The following is a 22201-nucleotide window of genomic DNA, read 5'->3' on the forward strand; positions in this document are numbered from 1 at the left end:
AACGGCACGCCTGTACAGCAGCGCTGCTTCCCAGGAAGGTCTCACCCTTGTTATTCCGCACCCCCCATGGCGCGCCCCCACGCGCCCACCTGCCGGGCACACCGGCAGCATCCCAGCACGTCACTGCGTCCCGGCGGAACAAACAGTCCCGCCGCGCCGCATCCCGGCCAACTTCCGCAATCCACCTCACCGCTGCCCGGTCCGCCGCCGCATTGCTGGCAACGGCACTCGCCGCAGGCATCGCGGTCCTTCCGGCCCAGGCGGCGCCCGGCATCAAGGATCCCGGACCCAAGAACCCGGACTCCGCTCCGGCACTGCATTCGCTGCGCGGCCCCGTGACCGACGAAAACTTCTACTTTGTCATGGCGGACCGGTTCAACAACGGCAGCACCGCCAACGACCAGGGCGGCCTGGGCCCGGATCCCATGGTGTCCGGCTTCGACCCCACCAAGAAGGGTTTCTACAACGGCGGCGACCTGGCCGGCCTGCGAAACAAGATCGATTACATCCAGGGCTTGGGCACCACCTCCATCTGGTTGACGCCCAGCTTCAAGAACAAGGCAGTCCAGCCGGAGGACAAGTCGGCCGGGTATCACGGTTACTGGGTCACCGACTTCACCCAGATCGATCCGCACCTGGGCACCAACGATGAACTCAAGGCGCTCATCGACGAGGCACACGCCCGCGGCATGAAGGTCTACTTCGACATCATCACCAACCACACGGCGGACGTCATCGGCTACGAAGAGGGCGACCGCAAAGGCTACGTATCCAAGGACGCCGCACCGTACAAAACTGCCTCGGGCCAACCGTTTGATGACCGGGATTACGCCGGCACCGGGACCTTCCCGCAGCTGGATGCCGGGACATCGTTCCCCTACAAGCCGGTCCTGGCGCCCGGCGAAGAAAACCTCAAAGTACCGGCCTGGTTGAACGATCCCACGCTGTACCACAACCGGGGCGACACCACCTTCACCGGCGAGGACTCCATGTACGGCGACTTCTTCGGCCTCGATGACCTCTTCACCGAAAACCCCACGGTGGTGCACGGCATGGAAGACATCTACACATCGTGGATCGGCAATTTTGGCGTGGACGGCTTCCGGATCGACACCATGAAGCACGTGAACAACGAGTTCTGGCAGGAATTCGGCCCCAAGGTCCTTAGCTACGCCAAGGAACACGGCAAGGCCGAATTCTTCATGTTCGGCGAGGTGTTCGATACCAGCAAGAGCTTCACCTCCCAATTCACCACCCGCAACAAAATGCAGGCAGTCCTGGATTTCCCGTTCCAGGATGCCGCCCGCAACTTCGCGTCCAAGAGCCAGGACGCCAAAGGACTCCAGGCCTTTTTCGCCGGCGATGACTGGTACACCGACGCCGATTCCAACGTCTACGAACTGCCCACCTTTCTCGGAAACCACGACATGGGCCGCATCGGCAGCTTCATCAGCCAGGACAACCCCGCCGCAGGCGACGCCGAGAAGGTGGCACGGGACGAACTGGCCCACGAGCTGATGTACTTCTCGCGCGGCAACCCGGTGGTGTACTACGGCGACGAACAGGGCTTCACCGGACCGGGCGGTGACCAGGATGCCCGGCAAACGCTCTTCGCCAGCAAAGTTCCGGACTACCTCGACGACGACCTGCTGGGCACGGACGCCACCCACGCCACCGACAACTTCAACCCAAGCCACCCGCTGTACGCCAAGATCCGGGAGCTTGCTGCCCTCACCAAGGAGCACCCGGCGCTGCGGAACGGCGCACACCAAAACCGTTACGCCTCCGACGGCCCGGGCATCTACGCCTTCTCCCGCACGGACGCCCAGGACCAGCGCGAATACGTGGTGGCACTGAACAACAGCGCCCAGGCCCGGACGGCGGACGTTCCCACCTACATCGCCAAGCGCAGCTACACGCGCGTTTACGGCGAAGGCGCCAATGAAGCCAAAACCTCTGACGACGCCAAACTGACGGTGACCGTCCCGCCGCTTTCCGCCGTCGTCTACGAATCCTCAGGCCGCATTCCGCACTCAAAGGCCGCTCCCGCCGTCGCCCTCCAACAGCCGGCAGCAGCCACGAGTGAAAACGGGCGCATCCAGGTGACGGCCGACGTCGACGGCAGGTCGTTCTACGAGGTCACCTTCGAGGCCAGGACGGCGGGCGGCAGCTGGGAGCCGATCGGGACGGACGACACCGCCCCGTACCAGGTGTTCCACGACGTGGCGGCCTTGGATGCCGGGACACCGCTGGAATACCGCGCCACCGTGCTGGACAACGGCGGCCACACAGCCACCAGCCAAAGCCGCTCCACCAACGTTCCCGCGCCCCTGCTGACCCTCCAGAAGCCTGCCGAAGGCAGCAGCGTCGAGGGCAAAGTGGAGCTGAGCGCCACGGCTGACCCGGAGAAGGCAAGCCATGTGGTGTCCTTCGAGCGCAGCGTCAATGGCGGGGATTGGACGTCGGTGGGCACCGACTCGTCCTCGCCCGTGTACTCGGCCACTGATGACGTCTCCGGACTGGCGGACGGTACCAAGGTCCAATACCGGGCGGCGATGATCGGCGCCGGCTTCAACGTCACCAGCGGCACCAGGACTGTCTTGGTGGGCCAGGCCCCGCAGCCCGACTCGGTCACGGTGGCCGGATCACTGAACCTGGCCATGGGTTGCACCGCGCAGTGGGATCCGGCCTGCCCGCAGGCAAAGATGGTCCTGGACCCGGCGGACCGGATCTGGCGGCTGACCGTGGACCTGCCGGCCGGGAAGTACGAATACAAGGCAGCGCTCAACGGCGGCTGGGACGAAAACTACGGCGCAGACGGCCAGCTCAACGGGCAGAACATCGTGCTGGACCACCCCGGCGGCCCGGTCACGTTCCGCTATGACAACAGCACCCACCTGCTCAGCGCCGTCTTCGCGTCGCAGCAGCCGGCCGCCGTGGCAGCCGCTGGAAGCATGGACAGCGAGCTGGGCTGTGCCTCGGACTGGGAGCCGTCCTGTGCCCAGGCGCAGCTGGTACTGGACCCGGCCGACCTCCTCTGGAAGCTGTCCATCCCGGACCTCCCGGCGGGAAGCTACGAGTTCAAGGCCGCCCTCAACAAGTCATGGGACGTCAGCTACGGAGCGGGCGGGGCAACGCCTGGCGCCAACATCGTGTTTAAGCACGACGGCGGCCCGGTCACCTTCCGCTACGACCACTTCACCCATGTGATGACCGCCGGCTAGCGTTCGCCGGCAACACACCGAAGGGCCCCGCCGCTTCCCGGGCAGTTCACCCAGCGGCGGGGCCCTTCGTCAATGAACACCAGTCAGGATCCGTGCAGGGCCCCCTCCACCACCGCGAGCAGCGAGTTGAACCTCTTGTTGGCCGGAAGGTCGTCCAGGAACACCGGTTTGCCGTCGGGGCCGCCCAAAGGCACCTGCCAGTTGGGGTACAGCGCTTCGGTGGTCCCGGGCTGGTTCTGGACCCGCCGCTCCCCCACCGCATCCACCAGGGCCACGCCGAGCAGCACCGAAGGCGCCTGGGCCAGCAGCAGGTGCAGCGCCTCGATGGTGTTCGCCTCGGCACCGGGTTCGCCCGGTCCGGTGGTGTTCGCCTCGGTGAGATAACCGCGTTCGCGCAGCAGGGCGAACATCTTTTCCAGCGACGCATTGTGCTCGGCCCGCTCGTCCTCCTCGGAGCGCTCCAGCAGGCCAAGACGGCTCCGCAACGCCACATGGTCACCCGCGAGGTAGCCGGCGGTGGGCGGGAGGTCGTGCGTGTTGACGCTGGCGAGTGCCTGCGTCCGGTACTTTTCGGGCGCCAGCGGGGAGTCGCCGTCGTACTCGAACCACAGGATGGACGTGCCCAGGATGCCGCGGGCAGCGAGGTAGTCACGCACCCACGGTTCAAAGGTTCCCAGGTCCTCCCCGATCACCACGGCACCGGCGCGGTGCGCTTCGAGGGCGAGGATGCCGATCAGGGCCTCATGGTCATACCGGACGTAGGCGCCGTCCCCCGGCGCGTTGCCGGCAGGGATCCACCACAACCGGAACAGGCCCAGGATGTGGTCAACGCGGATACCGCCGGCGTGCCTCAGCACGGTGGCGAGCATGTTGCGGAACGGCTCGTAGCCGGTTTCTGCAAGCCGGGTGGGGTGCCATGGCGGCTGGCCCCAATCCTGGCCCTGCTGGTTGTACATGTCCGGCGGCGCGCCCACGCTGGTGGCCGGCGCCAGCACGCCGCGCAGCGTCCACGCGTCGGCACTGCTGTGGTCAACCCCTACGGCGAGGTCGTGCACCACTCCCAGCCGCATTCCGGAGCGCAAGGCTGCCTGCTGCGCTTCTTCCAACTGTTCGTCGCAGATCCACTGAAGCCAGCGGTGGAAACCGATCCGGTCCGCCAATTTCTCCCGCAGTGCCTCCGCCCCGCGGGTTCCGATGGCGCAGGCCGGGTCTGTCCAGAGCGGATCGTCCGGCGCGAGGTCCTCCCTGATGGCGGACCAGAGGGCAAAGTCGTCCAGGCCGCTGCCGGAGATACGGCAGAACTCGTCGAACGCCGCCTGCCGGGCCGGCGAGCGCCGGGTGTGGTACAGCATTTCCAGCGCCTGCAGCTTCGCCGCGTAGACGGCATCGCGGTGCAGCCGGGCCCCGTCCCTGTTCAGCCCGGCGACTTCCTCGTGCAGCTTTTCCAGCGCCGCCCGTTTCCGCGGCCGCAGGTAGGCAAGCTCGGGGACCGCCTCAATACGGATGTAGAGCGGGTTGAAGAACCGCCGCGTGGACGGGGAATAGGGCGAGGGCTGGATGGGTGGCACCGGTTCCGCCGCGTGCAGGGGATTGACCAGCACATAATCGGCGCCGCGCCCGCCACTGATCGCCGCCAGGTCCGCCAGGTCCGCGAAATCGCCGATGCCCCACGAGCGCTTGGACCGGACCGAATACAACTGCGTGGCCAGGCCCCAGCCGCGCCGCTCCATCAGGGGCGCCGCCGTGTCCAGGCGCGCCGGCGTCACCACCAGCGTGGCAGTGGCCGTGGCGCCCTCGGAGTCGGCGTGCAGGGTATGCCAGCCCAGCGGGAGATCCGGCGGCAGGGAAAAGGTGGCGCGTCCGGTGGGGATGCCGTCGACGTCCAGGGGCTGGACCCAGACGTCCTCCTGGGCCGCCTCGAGTGAGCCTGCGCCGCCTTCGAGGGCGACCGTCAGCCGGGCCGTTGCGCCGTCCCGGACATGGACCGGAACCTGGGCGGGCTCACCCTGCTTGATGACGACGGCGGGCGGCAGCATCCGCCGCCATGGCGCCAGTTCCGCTTCCGCCAGGGCAGCTTCGATGTGCTGGTTCGTATGGGCCTGCACACCCAGGGCGGCGAGCACCTTGATCAGCGTTGGCGCGGCCACGGAGTGCGGGAGCCCGTCCCAGCCTTGGAAGGACGTGCCCACGCCGTGCGCATCCGCCAACTGCTGGAGCAGGTGCGGATCCACCGGCGCCTGGGCGGCGGGAGGGTCTGCGGGCATGTTTGGCCGTGGTGCGTGCTGCTGGTCTGAAGCCGTCATGGGTGTCCGCCTCGTCTGTGATGGTCCCGAACTTACAGTGCTGCCTGTTGCCCCGGGAGCTGACACCCCAGTGCACAACCGTTGGTTCAGATTATTGCAGGGGGCAGCCGGGGCGAAACCCGGCCCGAGGATGGCGGCGGCCGCCACAAAACGTCATCCTGCGGCGCTCCGGTTACTCCATGCGACGAAAAGAGAAGGACTAAGGCGGAATTCTGCGGCCGTCCGGGGAATCTGTGTAGCGTCATGACGATCCACGGCGCGGCAACTATATGGAGGAGACCGGAGATGAGCCTTAGCGAACTGCGGGTGTTCGGACGGTCAGGCACCCCCATCAGCCCGCTCACCCTTGGCACCATGAACTTTGGCGAAGGAACCGGCGGGCCGCCGGGCGCCCCCACCGGCGCCGATGATGCCATCCGCATCATCCACGCGGCGCTTGATGCCGGCATCACGGCGGTGGACACCGCCGATGTCTATTCCCAGGGCGAGTCCGAACAGGTGGTGGGGAGGGCACTGCGCGGCCGGCGGGATGACGTCTTCCTGGCCACCAAGTTCCACGGCCAGATGAGCCCCAATCCGGCGCACTCGGGCAACTCCCGCCGCTGGATCACCCAGGCCGTCGAGGGCAGCCTCCGCCGGCTGCAGACGGACCGCATCGACCTGTACCAGGCGCACCGGCCGGACTACAACACCGACGTCCTGGAAACCATCACCACCCTCAACGACCTCATCCGCCAGGGCAAGATCCTCTACTACGGCACGTCGGTGTTTACCCCGGCGCAGCTCGTCGAAGCGCAGTGGCTGGCAACCACCAACCACCTGATTCCGCCGCTGGGCAACCAGGTTCCCTATTCAATGCTGGTCCGCGGCAACGAACGCGACGTGCTGCCCATCGCCCAGCAGTACGGGCTGGGCGTGCTGGCGTACGGACCCTTGGCCGGCGGCTGGCTTTCCGGCAGCTTCGTCCTTGACTCGGGGAAGCCGCCCACCCGGGTGCACACGCTGCCGGGGCGGTACGACATTTCCGGGCCCTCCAGCGAGCGGAAGCTGCTGGCAGCGGATTCCCTGGCCCGGCTGGCGGACAAGCTGGAGATGCCCCTGGTGGACCTGGCCGTCGGCTTCGCCCTGACCCACCCCGCGATCAGCAGCGTAATCATCGGCCCGCGCAGCGAGGAACACCTCCAGGCATACCTCCGCGCCGCGGATGTCCAGTTGGGCGAGACGGTCCTGGACGCCATCGACGATCTGGTTCCGCCGGGGACCAACTTCGTGGAGCGGGACGCCGGGGCAATTGTCCCGTCCATCGAGTTCGCCGAATTACGACGCCGGTAGCGGGCTCACGGGCGCGGCAGCACGGTCAGCGTCCGGCAGCACCGTCACGGCCCGGCGTCGAACGACACCGGCGGGCGGGACGGCGGGGCGGGGAAACTATTGACTAAGCGGTAGAAGACTTCTACGGTCGATAGCGAAACCGCCTCCCAGGGAATACAGGGGCTGCCATGCCAATGTCCGATGAGGAGCGACGCCTGCTCAAGGAGCTGGAACTGGGGCTGATCGCGGACGATCCCCATCTGGCCATGGAACTGCTGTCCGGCTATCCAGCGCGCCGTTTCCCCACGGCTCTCCTCCCGGGATTGGCGGTGGCGGTCATCGGCCTGGTGTTGATCCTGGCGGGGGCAGGTCTGCCGGCGCCGGGCGCGGTGGTGCTAGGAATCCTGCTGCTGGGGCTGGGCGCCTGCCTGTTGCTGGGCCCCATCGGGTTGAACAGGAGCGCGCGGCGGCAGCCCACCGCCTGACGGCGCCGCTGGTGAGCGCGGACCCGGGATTGCTGCCGGCCCTGGTACGGCCCGGGTGCGCGGCGCCAGGATGAACAGGCTGGCCAGGACCGCGGCGGCGCCAAGCCAGCCGAGCGCCGGAAGCCGTTCACCCACTACGAATACCGCCAGTACGGCGGCAACCACCGTTTCGAGCAGCGAGATGCCGGTGGCCGTGCTCGCCCCCACCCGGGCAAGGCCCCAGCCGAACAGGAGATAGCCGGCGAACATCGGCACCACCGCCATGTAGGCGCCGACGCCGACCGTGGACCAGGAGGCCAGGAGTGGGCCGCCCGTCAGGGCAAGGACCGGCATCAGGAAGAGCCCGCCCAGGCCAAAGACCGTGCCCATGGCAGCCCTGGGTGTGACACCGTCCCCGATCAGGCGGTGGGCTGCCCAGGAATACAGGGCGTACGTGCTGCCGGCCAGCAGTCCCAGGGCCGCTCCCGCCGTGGTGGTCCAGGAATCCGTGGCGGCGGGCCCGGCAGGGCCGTGCCCGGCAAAGGAAAGGAGCGCCGCTCCACCCACTCCGAGCATTGCCCCGGCAATCCACCGCCGGCGCAGTGGATTCCTGTCCGCCGCCCGCTCGATGAGGGCCGCCGCGATGGGGGCCGAGCCGATGGAGACCACAGTTCCCACGGCCACGCCGGAGAGGTGCATTGAGCTGTAGAAGGCCAAGGGATAGACAGCCACCGCTGCCGCCCCCAACAACACCAGTCTCCACCGCCGGAACAGGCCGGCCGGCCGGGTGGCAATGTGCCGTGCGGCGTACAGAGCCTGCAGCAACCCGCCCGCCCCCATGGCCACCGCGCCGATGGCCAGGGGACTTACATCCGGTGCGAAGGTGGCGGCCGTCCCGGTGGTCCCCCAGAGGACGGACGCCGCCACCACGGACAACGCTCCCCAGGGCAACGCAGGGCGGCGTGGAGTGGAGTTCACAGCGCGTCCAACAGTTGCGCGGCGATGGCCCGGGCCTGCCGCAGCGGCGCGTCGCCGCCCTCCAGGCCTGCCCTGGCCATGGCACCCTCGAGGAGGAACGCCAAGTGGGCGGCAACGGCGGGCGCCTGGCCCTCCCTCCCGGGCAACAGGTCCGTGACGTGCCGGGCCAGGAGATCCTGGACTTCCTCCTTGTGGAGCCGCACTGCAGTCCGCCCCGGATCCCCTGCGGGCAGTTCAGCCGCCGCGTTGAGCAGCCCGCAGCCGCGGAATCCGTGCTGGTAGGCGGCATGTGCGTGGTCCAGGTAGGCGTCGAAGACTGCCAGTGCCCGCTCCGCCGGGGTCCCGGCCTTTTCCAGCCGCGTCCGGTAAAGCCCCAGCCACTCCTCATGCCGTGATTCCAGGTAGGCGGCCACGAGGTCCGCTTTGGACGTGAAGTTGTTGTAGAGGCTTTTTTTGGCAACGCCCGCCTCGGCAGTGATCGTGTCGATCCCGGTGGCCGCAACGCCGCGGTCGTAGAAGAGGCGGGCGGCGGCGTCGAGCAGCAGTTCCCGGGCGGGAGGCCGGCTGGGCGCCGAGGCGCGTGGCACAGGCATGGGGCTCCTTGCGGTGATGGTAGGTAGACCAGTCTACCTACCACCAGCGCAGGGTGGAACACTTGCTTCTTGATTAGGCGGTGCGGACCGTCCGGGCGGACATGGCCTGGAGCTCCGTGGCCAACCGTTCCACCAGGAGTGCCGGGGGTTCGGTGATATCGGCCAGGACGTGGGCCTCGTCCTGGTCCAGTTCCTCCAAGGCGGCGAACTGGGATTCCAGCAGGGTCCGCGGCATGAACTCGTGGGCGCGGGCTTCCATCCGCGCTCCAATGGTGTCTGTGCTTCCGGTGAGGTGGATGAAGACAACATCCGGCGCTGCGCTGCGCAGCAGGTCCCGGTACCGGCGCTTCAACGCTGAGCAGGCGACGATCGGCGGGACTGTCGTGACGCCGTCGGCCTTTCCTGCGAGCAACTCCCCCAGCGTGCCAAGCCAGGGCTCCCTGTCAGCGTCCGTGAGCGGTATGCCGGCGCCCATTTTCTGCTTGTTGGCGGCCGGATGGAAATCGTCGCCATCGAAGAACGGCATGTCCAGGCGCAGGCCCAGCAGGGAGCCCATGGTGGATTTCCCCGAGCCGGACACGCCCATCACCACCAGGGGCGGCAACGGGGCGTTCACCGTTGCTCCCCGTTCCCGTCGAAGCTGAGGAGGACTTTGCCGGAGCTGGTGGAGTCTTTGGCGACCTCGAAGGCGTGCAGGGCGTCCTCCACGGGGTATTGGTGGGTGATGACGGGGCTGATGTGCAGTGATCGGTCGGCAAGCGCCGCGATGACCTGGTCGATTTCGTCGTTGAAGCGGAAGGAGCCTTTGAGGTCCAGTTCGCGGGTGATGGCCAGCGAGATGGGCAGCGGTTGCATGCCGGTGGGCAGCAGCCCCACCATGACCACGGTCCCGCCGCGGACCGCGCCGCGGATGGCGGAGGCCAGTCCGTGGTGGTTGCCGGAGGATTCGATCACGACATCGGCCTCCACGGCGGCGATCGCTTCGGTGTCTGCGGCGTTGATGACCTGGTCCGCGCCGACGGCCTTGGCGATCTCCAGCGGCTTGGGATGGAGGTCCACAGCGGTGATGTGCGCGGCTCCGGCGCGTTTGAGGACCGCGACGGCGAGGGCACCGATGGGGCCGGAGCCGATCACCAGCGCGGTCTTCCCGGCCACGTCCCCGGCCCGGGAGACGGCGTGCCAGGCCACGGACGCGGGTTCGACCAGGGCGGCTGTGCGCAGGTCGATGCCCTCGGGCAGGGCCCGGAGCATCCGGACGGGCAGGTTCACGTACCGGCTGAAGGCGCCGTCGGTGTGCGGGTAGCGGGCGGCGCTGCCCAGGTAGGTGCACCCGGGTGAGAGGTTGGGCCGGTCCACAGGGTACCTGGCCGCGCCCGGACCGGGGGTGGCGGGGTGGACGGCGACGGCGGTTCCGGGCTGCGGCCCCTGGCCGTTGGCCGCGGCGCGGACCACCACGCCGGAGATTTCGTGGCCCAGCACCAGGGGCGCCTTCAGGATGGATTCCCCGGCCGCACCGTGCAGCCAGTAATGCAGGTCCGACCCGCAGATCCCGCCATACAAGACCTCAACCACGGCCTGGTCATCCGCCGGCCGGGCCAGCGGGACCTCATCGACCCGGAGATCCCCCGCGGCGTGGGCCACCACGGCCGGCCCGGAGCCGGGCAGCATGTGGGCCCCTGGCTGGACGGGTGTGTTCGCGGGCATCAGACCACCACCGTCATTCCGCCGTCGATGAAAATGGTCTGCCCGTTCACGAAATCCGACCCGTCCGAGGCCAGCCAGACCACCGGCCCGGCCAGATCCCTCGGCGTGCCCCAGCGGCGGGCCGGGGTGCGGCCCAGGATCCAGGCATTGAACTGTTCGTCATCCACCAGGTTCTGCGTCATCTCGGTGTGGATATACCCCGGCGCGATCCCGTTGACCTGCAGGCCGGACCCGGCCCACTCGGCCGTCATGGCCCGGGTCAGGTTCCGCAGCCCGCCCTTGGCCGCAACATACGGGGCAATCGTGGGGCGGGCCAGGTCCGTCTGCACCGAACAGATATTGATGATCTTGCCCCGGCCCCGCGGAATCATGCGCCGGGCTGCTTCCCGCCCCACCAGGAACGCACTGGTCAAGTCCGTGGAAATCACCCGCTCCCAATCCGCCACGTCCAACTCCAGCATCGGCACCCGATGCTGGATCCCGGCATTATTCACCAGAATCTCCAACGCACCCACATGCTCTTCGATCCACGCGATACCCCGGGCTGCCGCCTCGCCATCGGTAACGTCAAACGCGACACTATGCACCCGGCCCGGGGCATAATCGGCGGCCATCGCCGCCTCGGCCTCCTTGAGCCGCTCCCCGTTGATGCCATTCAACACAACCGTTGCACCGGCGTCCGCCAACGCCCGGGCCAGCGACGAGCCAATCCCCCGGCTCGACCCGGTGACCAACGCAACCCGGTCCGACAAATCAAAAAGTGAACTCATGCGAACGGTCCCTGCTGCACCAGGTTGACCGGGGTTTCGCCGGCGGCGAGGGCCTCAAGCTGCCGTTTCAGGAGTTTGAGGATCCGCGGCTCGAACGCTGACGCGTTGCCGCCAACGTGGGGGGTGATGAGGGCGTTCTCCGAGGACCAGAGCGGGTGGCCGGCGGGCAGCGGTTCGGGGTCGACCACGTCGATGGCGCAGTGCAGGCGGCCGGACACCACTTCAGCCGTTAGGGCGTCGGTGTCGATCACGGAGCCGCGTCCGACATTAACCACCAGGGCGCCGTCCGGCAGGGCGGCCAGGACCTTGGCTCCCACCAGGTGGTGGGTCGCCTCGGTGAGGGGAAGGACGGAGACCAGGATGTCGTGGCCGGCGGCGAGCGCCACGAGTTCATCCGGACCGTGGACCCGGCCGTCCGCATCGGTCCGTGCGGCGCTTCCCACCCGGGTCAGTGTGACTTCGAAAGGCTCCAGGCGGCGGGCCAACTCCTTCCCGATTCCGCCGATGCCCAGCAGCAGGACGCGCCTGTCGGCCAGGGACTGCCGCCGCTGCGGGGCCCAGTTCTCCACCTGCTGGTCCCGGACAGCTTGGTCAATGCCCCGCAGTTTGGCGAGGATGAGGCCAACGGCCAGCTCCGCGGTGGCAGCCGCATGGACGCCCGAGGCGTTTGCCACCCCGGCGGCCGGACCTGCTGCCTCGCGGACGCCGTCGAACCCTGTTGACTGTGTTTGCACGAACTTCAGGTCCGGGACGCTGCCAAGGGAACCCAGCACGGCGCCGGCATTGAGGTACGGCAGGATGACCCCGTCGATGCTTCCGTGGGCCTCGTCAGGGGCCCCTTGCATGTCCCAAACCACTCCCGTCAGTCCCTCCGGGAGCGGGGACAATTCAGCCAGGAGCTGGGGTTCGGGGAAACTGACGGTTTGCACGTGCTGCATCGTTGAAGGCCTATCGGTTGGTGGGAAGGTGCTGCGGGGATCGTTATGCGTCGCGGCGGTCGAAGGTGAGGCCACCCGGGACCTGGAAGGTGGGCATGAGTTCAAGCATGCCAACGTTGACGTGGCGCGGGGTTTCGATGGCGTAATCAAGGGCATTGACGATGTCGTCCGTGGTGAGTGATTCGTAGCCCTCGTAGTAGGTCTGCCAGGCTTCTTCCATGGCCTCGGGGCTGCCGCCCAGGTTGCGGCCGAAGATTTCGGTTTCCACCCGGCCGGGGCAGATTTCGGTGACGCGAATGCGCTTGCCGACCGTGTCGTTGCGCAACTGCCGGGAAATCTGGTGCACCGCGGCCTTGGTGGCGTGGTAGGCGGTGTGGCCGTAGAAGTTGTAGAGCCCGGCGATCGAACTGATGTTGACCACGTGGCCCAAATCGCGCTCCACCATGCCGGGCAGCACCAGCCGCGTGAGCTGCAGCAGGCCGCGGAGGTTGACGTCGATGAGTTCGTCGATGTCCTGCTCGGAGGAGTCCAGGATGTTGCCTGTCCGGGAGACGCCGGCGCAGTTGACCAGGACGTCCACCTTGAGGTCGCGGACGACGCCGGCCAGGGCGGCGGTGTCGGTCAGGTCCACCACATGCGGGACTGCTCCCGTGCGGTCGGCCAGTTCGGCGAGGCGTTCCTCGTTGCGGGCCACCGCGTGGACGGTCAGTCCGCGCTTGGCGAGACGTTCGGCGATTGCCGCGCCCATGCCGGTGGACGCTCCGGTGACGAGGGCTGTGGTGTAGTCGGAAAAAGGCACAGGGACTCCAAAAAGTGGTAGGTGGCGGGGCTTTTAGGTCCGGCAATGGACTGGACGTTGTGGCCCCCCGGTTGGCAGGGGTTAGGGATCGCGCGGCAGTCTGTGGGTGCGGTCCTGGGCGGTGGGGCGGTCAATCATGATGTTCAGGCTCCTGACGCCGGGCTGAGTTCGTGCCAGCGCTGGCCGGCGCCGACCCCGAGGAGTCCGAAGACCGTGTTCACGGTGTTCCGGAGTCTGTCCAGTTCCAGGCAGGCTGTGCGGTGCATGGCTGTTGCTTCAGCCACGGTTGTCTTCCTGAAGGTGACGGTGTGTCCGGGCCTGGATTGCGCCAGGACATCCAGGGAGCGGCTAGTGACGACCCCCAGGACCGGATAGCCCGCCGTAACGCCCCGTCCCCGGTGCAGGACCAGCAGTTCGTCCCGGGACGGAACCTCGATGGCCCCCACGGGGACACCGCGGGAGAGGACCTCGGAGGTGAGCTGGCGTTCGGGCAGTGCGCCGCCGAGCCGGAGTCCGATGTGGTTGCTTCGGGGGCTCACGGTGTACTGCGTGGTGAAAAGCAGGTCTGCGGTGTCGCCGAATTCGGCTACGTCCGGCCCGTCGGTGACGTCGATGACCGGGTGGGTGGTGAATTCCGGCTTTGCCAGCCCCAGCCGGAACAGGGGCAGGCCGAAGTGCGGCTGGATGATGGGTGCGGTGGTCTTTTGCGTTGCAAGCCGGCTGCCTTCAACAAGTTTCAGTCCGAAGCCCACCACCGTGTCCGGTGCGCAACTGCCCAGCAGCGTGGGGACGGTGAAGGATCCGCGGACGGCGATGTAGGCCCGGAGACCGGTGCGGATTCCGCGGACCGTCACTGTTTCGCCGGCCCGGACGGAGACGGGCTCCCACTGGGGTAAGTCGCGGCCGCCCACCGAGAGGTCCAGCGGGGCGCCGGTCACGGCGATCAGCAGGTCCGTGGTGGCGCGCATCCTGAAGTCCAGGGCGGTGAGTTCCAGGAGCGGATCGTTGTCCCCGTTGCCGGCCAGGATGTTCGCGGCCTTGGCCGAGAACTGGTCCAGGGCCCCGTTGACGGGAAGTCCGAATGCAGGACCCTTTGTCCGGCCAAGGTCGGTGACGACAGAGTGTCCGGGCTGAAGGACGATCAGTGCCCCGGTCATGGCCGGGCCTCCAGGAACTGCCCCTCGTACTTTTCGAAGTCCTCCGCTGGAATGCGGTAGAAGCGCAGTTCATCGCCGGGGACGTAGGGCACCAGGGGTTCGCGTGCTGCGTCCAGGACCGTCAGGGGGGTCTGGCCGATGACACACCAGCCTCCTGGTGCGACGGCGGGCGCGATCACGGCCTGGCGTCCGGCCACGGAGACTGCACCGGCGGGCACGGAGAGCCGCGGGTCCCTGAGCCTGGGGACGGGGGCCGGGAAGTCTGGTCCGTCCATCATGGGCGAGCCTGCCGGCGCTCCGAGGCAGCGGATGACGTAGGTCTTGGCCGTGTGCCGGGCGATCACGTCCTGGACATCCAGGCCCTGGTGCTCTGCCACGCTTTCCAGGTCCGGCCCGTAGCTGCCGCCGTACACGACGGGTACCTCGAAGCGGCGCGGCTCGCGCAGGGTGGTGCCCACAAAGTCCAGCTGGCGCATCCCCAGGAGGATGAACGCCCTGACCTGGCGGGCGGAGGTGAGGTAGGGGTCGAATTCGACCAGGACGGAGTCGTAGGTGGGAACGGCGCCGTGGATGCCGTCGACGCCGACGGTCGCCAGCCAGCCGGCCAGGGAGTGGACGGTGGCCCAGTTGGCTTCTGCGTCACCGGACTGTGCCACCACGCGCAGGGCGGCGTCGCCCGACTCGTAGATGTCCAGCATTGTCCGGCTGGTTGTCGTTGGGGCGGCCATGGTCAGGAGACCTTTTGCTTTGCGGCGAGCACTTGTGCCAACGGGGCAATGGTGACCCCCGCGGCGACCAGTTCGCTGCGAACCAGGCGGGCAAGTTCGACGGCGCCCGGATTGTCGCCGTGGAGCAGCACCGTGTCGGCATGGACGGCGATGTCGCTGCCGGAGACTGTTTCGATGAGTCCTTCGGTCACCATCCGCACAGTGCGCCGGACAATGACGGAGGGGTCGTGGATCACGGCGCCGGGCCGGCTGCGCGGCACCAGAGTCCCGTCATCCTGGTAGGCGCGGTCCGCGATGCCAACGATGGCCACCCGCAGGCCGCGCTCCGCCGCCGCAGTGGCGAGTTCACCGTCCTGGGCCAGGATGATCAGCTTCGGGTCCACCCGGGCGGCAGCATCTGCCACAGCCCGGGCGTAGTCCGCACGGGTGGCCACCAGGTTGCCCAGGCGGCCGTGGGGAGCCAGGTGGGAGACGGTACCGCCGTGGTAGGCGGCAAACGCCGACAGGGCACCCAGCTGGTAGATGACGTCGTTGCGGACTTCGTCAGCCGTGAGGTCCATGGCGCGGCGGCCGAAGCCGCGAAGATCCGGGAAGCTCGGGTGGGCGCCGATGCCGACTCCCGTCCTGACACATTCAGCCACGGTGGCGTCCATGATGTCAGGGTCCCCTGCGTGGAAGCCGCAGGCGATGTTGGCGCTGGACACGATTTCCAGCAGGGCTTTGTCGTCACCGATCGAGTAGGCGCCAAAACCTTCACCAAGATCCGCTACGAGATCGACTGTGGGCATTGCGGGCCTTCCTCTGCTGGTGCTGCGGGTGTAAATCAGTGTGGCATCGGGATTGGAGCCACACAAAGACGAATGCGGTATCACGCTATAGGGAACAGTTATGACCTTTTGAGGCGCCATTGGCGACCCAAAAAATTCAACCGGCCCATGTTTAGTGACGCCAAGACTGGGCTTTCCAGCAAATTGCTTCCCCGCTTATGCACAAAACATATGCCGGCATCAAAACCGGTGATGGCTTGGGTGGGGATAGAATGCTCTGGTCATTGGAAAGTCATCTGCAATTAACCTATGCCCGAGACTCGGATCACACAAAGACGTATTGCCTGTCCCGCCATAGCGCCAACGTATGACCCCGCAGGCTGTGCCGTCCCCGGCTGGAAAAGAGGAGCGCTATGGACACCCGGAAGCTGGCGTACTTCGTGAAGATCGTCGACTCAGGAAGCATCACGAAGGCGGCCGCCGCCCTCCACGTCGCCCAGCCGGCGCTGAGCCAGCAGGTGTCGGCACTGGAAACGGAGCTGAAGCAGCGGCTCCTGATCCGGAGCAAGCAGGGCGTGGAGCCCACGGCGGCGGGCCATACCCTGTACCGGCATGCGCAGACCATCCTGCGGCAGGTGGAGCAGGCCAGGATCGATGTGGCAGCTTCAGGAGCTGCACCTTCAGGCCGCGTCTCCATAGCAATCGCTCCCTACAGCATGGCCTCAAGCCTCACTCCGCGGATTATCCGCGAAGTAGGACGGCGCTACCCAGACATCGTGCTGCACCTGACCGAGATTTACGGCGGCGTGCTCAGCGAGGCCATCAAGAACGGGCGGCTGGACATGGCCCTCATCTATGAACCGGGGCCCATCCGGGGCGTGCAGTTCACCACCCTCATCGTCGAGGACCTGTACCTGGTGGTCAACGCCGCGCGGGAGCTTCCGGTGGACCCAGGGGCCGGCACCATCGCCCTGGAAGCGGCGGCCACCCTGGGCCTGTTCCTGCCCGAACGGATCCACACCCTGCGCCAGGTGGTGGAGGCGGGCTTCGACAGCAAGGGCCTCACGCTGCACCTGGTGGGGGAAGTGGAATCGGTCCCGTCCCTGACCAGGTTGCTGCGCAGCGACCTGGGTGCGACCATCCTGCCCAAGTCGGCCGCGGATGCACTGTTCCACGAGGAGGACTTCCGGGTCCTGCGGATCACCAGGCCTGCATTGCAGTGCAAGATCGCGCTGTGCACTCCGGACCACGAACCGCTCTCCGAGGCCGGTTCCGCCGTACTGCTGGTACTGAAGGAAATGCTCCAGGAAATGCTGCGCAGCAAATACCAGCCGCTTTCCAGCGGAAAACCCTCCGCCGCCGCGGATGCGTCATAAGCGGCCCTTATCAGGTCACGCTCCATTAGTCTTATCCATGGAATTTACTGCGTCCTAGGATAAAAGCCATAAAGGTTCGCCAACGGCGTTTACCCGGCACAAATGATTCCCTTGGAGCCCAGCATGAAAAAGATCACCAGCCTGCAATACCGGAATTCCTCTGAACGACGGATCCAGCTCAAGGCCAGCACCGGTTCGCATTGCCCCACCAATGGCTTCTGGCGGGCCGAAGACGGCGCAGCCTCGGATCCGGTATTTGTCTTCGAGGGCAGCATGATGCCGCCGGGCAAGCGGGGATCCACCATGTGGTACCTGGACGACTCCCAGGTGGGGCCGCCTGCGTACCTTCTTCCGGGGATGAACTGAGGTGGCGTGAACCACCGCACCGCCGGCGGCCAAGAAGGCCCGGAGTTCCGAAAGGAACGCCGGGCCTCTCTGCCTTAACCCCATCATTGGGGGTGGAGCTACAGCGCCGGCTCCAATTCGGCGTCCTCCACCAGCAGGCCTTTGGCCTTCAGCACGTCGGTCAGTTTGCACAACTCGATGGTGGTGCCGCCTTCCTTATAGCGGCGGATGAGGTCGTCCTCAGCGTCCACGCGTGCCTGCGACAGCTTGATGACTTCCTCGATCTCATCCTTGCGGACCACCACCACGCCGTCGGCATCACCCAGCAGGACATCGCCCGGGTAGACAATTTCGTCGCCGAACACCAGGGGATGGTTGATCGGGCCAATGGTTTCCTTGACAGTCCCCTTGATGCAGACACTGCCGGAGAACACCGGCAATCCGAGTTCAACCAGGTCCTTGGTGTCGCGGACACCTGAATCCGTGACCATACCCGCCAGGCCTTTCGCCTTCATGGCGTTGCCCAGCACGTCGCCGAATGTCCCGGCTTCCTCGTACTCACCTGCTGCCACCAGGACAACGTCACCCTTCCGGGCGTAGTGAATGGCCACCTGAAGCATCAGATTGTCCCGCGGTGCACAGACCACGGTGACGGCGGGGCCACAGAAGGACATGCTGCGGTCGATCGGCTTGATCTTCGAACTCAGCGCACCTTTGCGGCCCTGTGCTTCATGCACTGTGGCAGAGGAGAACTTGGAAAGTCGCTGAACGGCATCTTCGGAAGGGCGGTCGAATTTCGTTTTGACATGGATCATGGGGTACTCCTGTTTTGTAGAAAGCGTGGGCAGAGTAGTGGTTGGGTCAGGCCAGCGCCCTGACGGCCTTTTCGATGGCAGCGATGGCATCGTCGATCACCGGCAGCCCGGTGGCATAGGAAATCCGGAAGTAGGGGCTTAGTCCGTACGCCGATCCCTGGATGACGGCAACTGACGCCGCTTCCAGCAGGTACAGCGTGAAGTCCTCGTCGTTGCTGATCTGCCTGCCATCGGGCGTCGTCTTGCCGATGACCCCGGCGCAGTTGACGTACGCGTAAAAGGCGCCTTCCGGCGTCGCGCACTGCAGGCCGTTGACCGCGTTCAGCCCGGAGACTGCCGCATCACGCCGTTCGCCGTACACTTCCACGCTTTCGCGGACGAATGCGTGGTCTCCGGTGAGTGCCGCGGCGGCAGCCGCCTGGCTGATGGAGGACGGGCAGGAGGACATCTGGGACTGCAGCTTGTTGATGGCAGCCACCAGGGGCGCCGGTCCGCCGGCGTAACCCAGCCGCCATCCGGTCATCGCGTAGGCCTTGGAGACCCCGTTGGTGACCAGCACACGGTCCTTAAGCTCAGGGGCAACAGCCACGAGACTGGTTATGGGCTCTTCGCCGAAGTGGATCTCGTCGTAGATCTCATCGGTGAGGACATAGACGCCAGGGTGGTCCTTGAGGACCGCGGCGAGGCCTTCCAGTTCTTCGCGGGAGTAGACGGCTCCTGTGGGGTTGGATGGCGTGTTGAGGATGACCCACTTGGTGTGCTCCGTCAGTGCGCCTGCCAGCGTCTCAGGGGTTAGTTTGAAACCGGAGTCCTCACCACAGGAAACGATGACGGGGGTGCCTTCGTTGGCGAGCACCATGTCCGGGTAGGAGACCCAGTACGGCGCGGGAATGACGACCTCGTCGCCCGGATTGAGGGTGGCCATGAACGCGGTGAAGATGACCTGCTTGCCGCCTCCCCCGATGGTGATTTCGCCGGCGGTGTAGTGCTGCCCGGTTTTGCGGTGCAGCGTCTGCAGGATGGCCTTTTGCAGTTCGGGCGTCCCGGTGACCGATGTGTACTTGGTTTCACCACGGTCGATGGCCGCGACGGCAGCGTCCTTGATGTGCTGCGGCGTGTCGAAATCCGGCTCGCCGACCGTCAGGTCCAGGATCCGGCGGCCCTCGGCCTTGAGCTCCCGGACACGGGCCGCCGCGGCAACGCTGGGTGAGGATTTGATACGGGTTACGCGTGATGCGGGCACGAATTCAGGCATGGTGTCTTCCAGGCTTCCGGTACGGATGGGGGTGGTTCATTTGAGCCTAGGGAAGGAGCCGCCCCCTTGGATAAGACCTAAAGTGCGTGGACAGATAAGCAGCCCTTATGACGGAGCACTTAGAACTTTCGCCTATTGCTCCACGCACTTTCGGTATTGCCCTGCCGGCTTGCCTGGGGCGTAGCCTGCAGGGTGGATCACGGGCCCAACGAACGCAACGCGTCGCTCCCTCCCGCGACGCCTTCAATGCGATGGGCCGAACCGCAGGAGAGGTACGCCTGCCGGCGGGAGGCCGCGCGGCATGCAAACTCAAACGGAGACAAGGAGCAGAGGTGCCCGGCAGAAAAACTCACGATCGGATACCTCCGCGTACAGCCGGCACCGGAACGGGTGCGACCGGCGTGGCAGCGTACCGGTACCGCGGCGTCCCGAAGCCGGACCCCGCCACGGCCCGAGCCCAACAAGCCTTGGCCGTGCTGGCCCAGCTGAGGACGACCCTCGCCTTTCGGTCCAGCAGGGTACGTGCCCTCACCGCCGAGTTGGGTGATTGCCTTGCCCAGGCCGTGTGCGATGGCGTGAAGGTTGCCGCGGTAGCGAAGGCCGCCGGACAGCCTGCAGCCAGTATCCGGTCTGCCGCCCTGGCACGCGGCGAACTGTACCCGTCCGGCCAAACCCGAAGCGGGCATCTTCATCTCATTGCGGGATTGGCGTCGGAGCTGGCGGCAGCCGAGGGCGCCCGGAGTGAAGCGGAAGACGAACGAACGCGGGTACTGGCTTTGGCCAGAAAATCCCGGCTCCTCGACGACTACCAACTTGCCGGGGCAAGCGGGCTCAAGTCCGACGAAATCCGCAAAATGACCAGGGGCGTCGGCTTGCGTGTGGCCCAGCCGCAGTAATCGTCCCGCCTGATCCCCGGCCGGCGGCCCGGCGGGCCTTCCGCTCTCCCATCCCCATTCCACGGCGGGCTTCCGTATTGTCCAAGGTCTCCGGCTCGTCGACTCCAAGCCATAACGAATCGCTATGTAGGTACATAAAAGCCGACTTTGTGTGACCCATACCGCAAACGTTAACTTGATGTTTGAGGCCGGTCCGCAAAGCCGTCAACACGATTTGCGAGAGAGCTCACAGCAGGACCAACAGGACATTCCATTCAAGATCTCTTTCCGAGAGCCCAGGTTTAGCGGCAACCGGTGTTCACCCATCACCCACGGAGACGAAATGACAGAAACCACACTTCCCAGGAAGACCCCGGTCAAGGCCGCAATCGCGGCCTGGATCGGCACGACGTTGGAGTACTACGACTTCGCGGTGTATGGCACCTCGTCGGCGTTGGTTTTGAACGTGCTCTTCTTTTCACCCGATCTTCCCCAGGGCCTCAGCGTGCTGCTCGCCATGATCACCTTCGCGGTCGGCTACGCGGTACGCCCCCTCGGCGCCCTCATCCTGGGACCGCTGGGCGATCGTCGCGGCCGCAAGTTCGTCATGATGATCACACTGTTCGGCATCGGCGGCTGCACCTTCCTGATCGGGTGCCTGCCCACGTACGCCCAAATCGGTCCTCTTGCTCCGATCTTGCTCGTGCTGATCCGCGTCATCCAGGGACTGTGCCTTTCCGGTGAGCAGCCCAGTGCCATCACCATGAGCCTGGAGCATGCTTCCGAAGGCCGGCGCGGGTTCCTCGCGAGCTTCACCACCTTGGGTTCCTCCTCCGGCACGCTGCTCACCCTGCTGGTGTTCATCCCGATCGCCGCCATGCCCTCGGAGCAGTTGCTGAGCTGGGGTTGGCGGCTGCCGTTCTGGGCCTCCGCCCTCGTCGTCGTCGCTGCCTACCTGATCCGCCGCCACATCGAGGAGCCGCCGGAGTTCGTAAAGGCCCAGGCCGCCAAGGTGAACGCGGCTCCCCTCCGGCATCTTCTGCGCTTCCACTGGCGTGCTGTGCTGCGGATCGTGTTCTGTGCCCTCATCGCGGGCACCAGTTACATGATGCAAACCTTCTCGGTGGCATTCGGTACCGCCGGATACAAGCTGGATAAGCCGACCATGCTCCTGACGACTACCGTCTCGGCCGTGATCGCGCTCGGCATCACACCCCTGGCTGGATTCCTTGTGGACAAGATCGGCCGCAAGACGATGTTCCTCATCGCAACGGGCGGCGTGGGCGTCACGATGGCGCCCTATCTGTGGTCAATCACGACCGGCAACTGGTCGCTGATCTTCCTGTTTGGCATCATCAACTACTCCCTTTTCTACTCGATGGTGAACGCGTCCTGGCCGTCATTCTTCGCAGAGATGTTCCCCGGCCGGCTGCGCGTCTCCGGACTCGCCCTTGGGACCCAGGTCGGCTTTGCCATCTCGGGCGTCATCGGCCCCGTTCTCTCGACAGCACTCGCTGGCCCCGACCTGAAGGATTGGGTCGGACCGTCCATGGTGGCGCTCGGGTTCATGGTCCTGGCAGGAGCCTCAGCCCTCACCGCCAAGGAGACCAAAAAGTACACCCTCAAGGAGCTCGACGAGGTGCAGCAGAGCGAACGGGAAACGTCCGTCCTCACGGCCGCGGCCATGTCCCCAACCTCAGCTGCCCGCGGCCTCGCCGGTTAGACCGAAAAGCAGGATGACGGGATATCTCCCTTGAGATGATCACGGACTCGCTGTACGTCCCACAACGTTGATTCCG

At 66.3% G+C, this 22201-nt stretch carries 20 protein-coding genes; 7 read left to right on the forward strand and 13 right to left on the reverse strand.

Annotation, left to right across the window (positions count from 1 at the left end; genetic code table 11):
• Positions 1–47 precede the first annotated feature (47 nt).
• Positions 48–3224 carry an alpha-amylase family glycosyl hydrolase gene (locus AC4EEO_RS17015; protein WP_491329179.1) on the forward strand — a complete coding sequence of 1059 codons (3177 nt, stop codon included), beginning with the start codon at positions 48–50 and terminating at the stop codon, positions 3222–3224.
• Between the two features lie 83 nt (positions 3225–3307).
• Here AC4EEO_RS17015 and malQ read toward each other — a convergent pair whose 3' ends face one another.
• On the reverse strand, positions 3308–5527 hold the full coding sequence (malQ, locus tag AC4EEO_RS17020) for a 4-alpha-glucanotransferase (protein ID WP_491339338.1): 2220 nt from the start codon (positions 5525–5527) through the stop codon (positions 3308–3310).
• Positions 5528–5812: 285 nt separating this feature from the next.
• Here malQ and AC4EEO_RS17025 point away from each other — a divergent pair, with 285 nt between their 5' ends.
• Both AC4EEO_RS17025 and AC4EEO_RS17030 read left to right on the forward strand, forming a co-directional pair.
• The gene (locus AC4EEO_RS17025; RefSeq protein ID WP_491329177.1) at positions 5813–6859 is read left to right on the forward strand and encodes an aldo/keto reductase; all 1047 of its coding nucleotides are present in this window, start codon (positions 5813–5815) and stop codon (positions 6857–6859) included.
• Positions 6860–7026: 167 nt separating this feature from the next.
• Positions 7027–7323, forward strand: coding sequence for a DUF3040 domain-containing protein (locus AC4EEO_RS17030; RefSeq protein ID WP_081624215.1), 297 nt, complete (start codon positions 7027–7029; stop codon positions 7321–7323).
• On the opposite strand, the gene AC4EEO_RS17035 is transcribed toward AC4EEO_RS17030, so the two are convergent.
• From AC4EEO_RS17035 to AC4EEO_RS17080, 10 genes are all read right to left on the reverse strand, one after another.
• Complete coding sequence (locus AC4EEO_RS17035) at positions 7234–8280, reverse strand: DMT family transporter (protein WP_491339339.1); 1047 nt, start codon at positions 8278–8280, stop codon at positions 7234–7236. The genes AC4EEO_RS17030 and AC4EEO_RS17035 overlap by 90 nt on opposite strands.
• A complete protein-coding gene (locus AC4EEO_RS17040; protein ID WP_491339340.1) occupies positions 8277–8873 on the reverse strand; it encodes a TetR/AcrR family transcriptional regulator in 597 nt (198 codons plus the stop codon). The genes AC4EEO_RS17035 and AC4EEO_RS17040 overlap by 4 nt, the downstream gene beginning before the upstream one ends.
• Before the next feature lie 73 nt (positions 8874–8946).
• The gene (locus tag AC4EEO_RS17045; protein ID WP_285318618.1) at positions 8947–9489 is read right to left on the reverse strand and encodes a gluconokinase; all 543 of its coding nucleotides are present in this window, start codon (positions 9487–9489) and stop codon (positions 8947–8949) included.
• Entirely contained in the window at positions 9486–10577 is a 1092-nt protein-coding gene (locus AC4EEO_RS17050) for an L-idonate 5-dehydrogenase (protein ID WP_491339341.1), read from the reverse strand. Before AC4EEO_RS17050 ends, AC4EEO_RS17045 begins: the two co-directional genes overlap by 4 nt.
• Entirely contained in the window at positions 10577–11347 is a 771-nt protein-coding gene (locus AC4EEO_RS17055; protein ID WP_491339342.1) for an SDR family oxidoreductase, read from the reverse strand. The genes AC4EEO_RS17050 and AC4EEO_RS17055 overlap by 1 nt, the downstream gene beginning before the upstream one ends.
• Positions 11344–12285 (reverse strand): 2-hydroxyacid dehydrogenase, encoded by a 942-nt coding sequence (locus AC4EEO_RS17060; protein ID WP_491339343.1) that lies wholly within the window; start codon positions 12283–12285, stop codon positions 11344–11346. The genes AC4EEO_RS17055 and AC4EEO_RS17060 overlap by 4 nt, the downstream gene beginning before the upstream one ends.
• A 43-nt stretch (positions 12286–12328) precedes the next feature.
• Positions 12329–13084, reverse strand: a complete 756-nt coding sequence (locus AC4EEO_RS17065; RefSeq protein ID WP_018763292.1) for an SDR family oxidoreductase — start codon at positions 13082–13084, stop codon at positions 12329–12331.
• Between the two features lie 143 nt (positions 13085–13227).
• Complete coding sequence (locus AC4EEO_RS17070; protein ID WP_491329171.1) at positions 13228–14241, reverse strand: 5-oxoprolinase subunit C family protein; 1014 nt, start codon at positions 14239–14241, stop codon at positions 13228–13230.
• A complete protein-coding gene (locus tag AC4EEO_RS17075) occupies positions 14238–14969 on the reverse strand; it encodes a 5-oxoprolinase subunit B family protein (protein WP_491329170.1) in 732 nt (243 codons plus the stop codon). Before AC4EEO_RS17075 ends, AC4EEO_RS17070 begins: the two co-directional genes overlap by 4 nt.
• A gap of 2 nt (positions 14970–14971) precedes the next feature.
• A complete protein-coding gene (locus AC4EEO_RS17080; RefSeq protein WP_491329169.1) occupies positions 14972–15757 on the reverse strand; it encodes a LamB/YcsF family protein in 786 nt (261 codons plus the stop codon).
• A 392-nt stretch (positions 15758–16149) separates the two neighbouring features.
• On the opposite strand from AC4EEO_RS17080, the gene nac reads away from it, so the two are divergent.
• Complete coding sequence (nac, locus tag AC4EEO_RS17085) at positions 16150–17112, forward strand: nitrogen assimilation transcriptional regulator NAC (RefSeq protein WP_491329168.1); 963 nt, start codon at positions 16150–16152, stop codon at positions 17110–17112.
• 123 nt (positions 17113–17235) lie between these two features.
• Positions 17236–17478 (forward strand): hypothetical protein, encoded by a 243-nt coding sequence (locus AC4EEO_RS17090; protein ID WP_018763287.1) that lies wholly within the window; start codon positions 17236–17238, stop codon positions 17476–17478.
• Between the two features lie 98 nt (positions 17479–17576).
• Here the strand turns inward: AC4EEO_RS17090 and AC4EEO_RS17095 are convergent, their stop codons facing one another.
• Positions 17577–18272, reverse strand: a complete 696-nt coding sequence (locus tag AC4EEO_RS17095; protein ID WP_491329167.1) for a 4-carboxy-4-hydroxy-2-oxoadipate aldolase/oxaloacetate decarboxylase — start codon at positions 18270–18272, stop codon at positions 17577–17579.
• Positions 18273–18318: 46 nt separating this feature from the next.
• Positions 18319–19527, reverse strand: coding sequence for an aspartate transaminase (locus tag AC4EEO_RS17100; RefSeq protein WP_491339344.1), 1209 nt, complete (start codon positions 19525–19527; stop codon positions 18319–18321).
• A gap of 401 nt (positions 19528–19928) precedes the next feature.
• Here AC4EEO_RS17100 and AC4EEO_RS17105 point away from each other — a divergent pair, with 401 nt between their 5' ends.
• Both AC4EEO_RS17105 and AC4EEO_RS17110 read left to right on the forward strand, forming a co-directional pair.
• Positions 19929–20423 carry a hypothetical protein gene (locus AC4EEO_RS17105; RefSeq protein ID WP_491339345.1) on the forward strand — a complete coding sequence of 165 codons (495 nt, stop codon included), beginning with the start codon at positions 19929–19931 and terminating at the stop codon, positions 20421–20423.
• Between the two features lie 322 nt (positions 20424–20745).
• Complete coding sequence (locus AC4EEO_RS17110) at positions 20746–22125, forward strand: MFS transporter (protein ID WP_133831227.1); 1380 nt, start codon at positions 20746–20748, stop codon at positions 22123–22125.
• Positions 22126–22201 lie beyond the last annotated feature (76 nt).

The sequence above is a fragment of the Pseudarthrobacter sp. MOO13 genome (genome assembly GCF_058267655.1).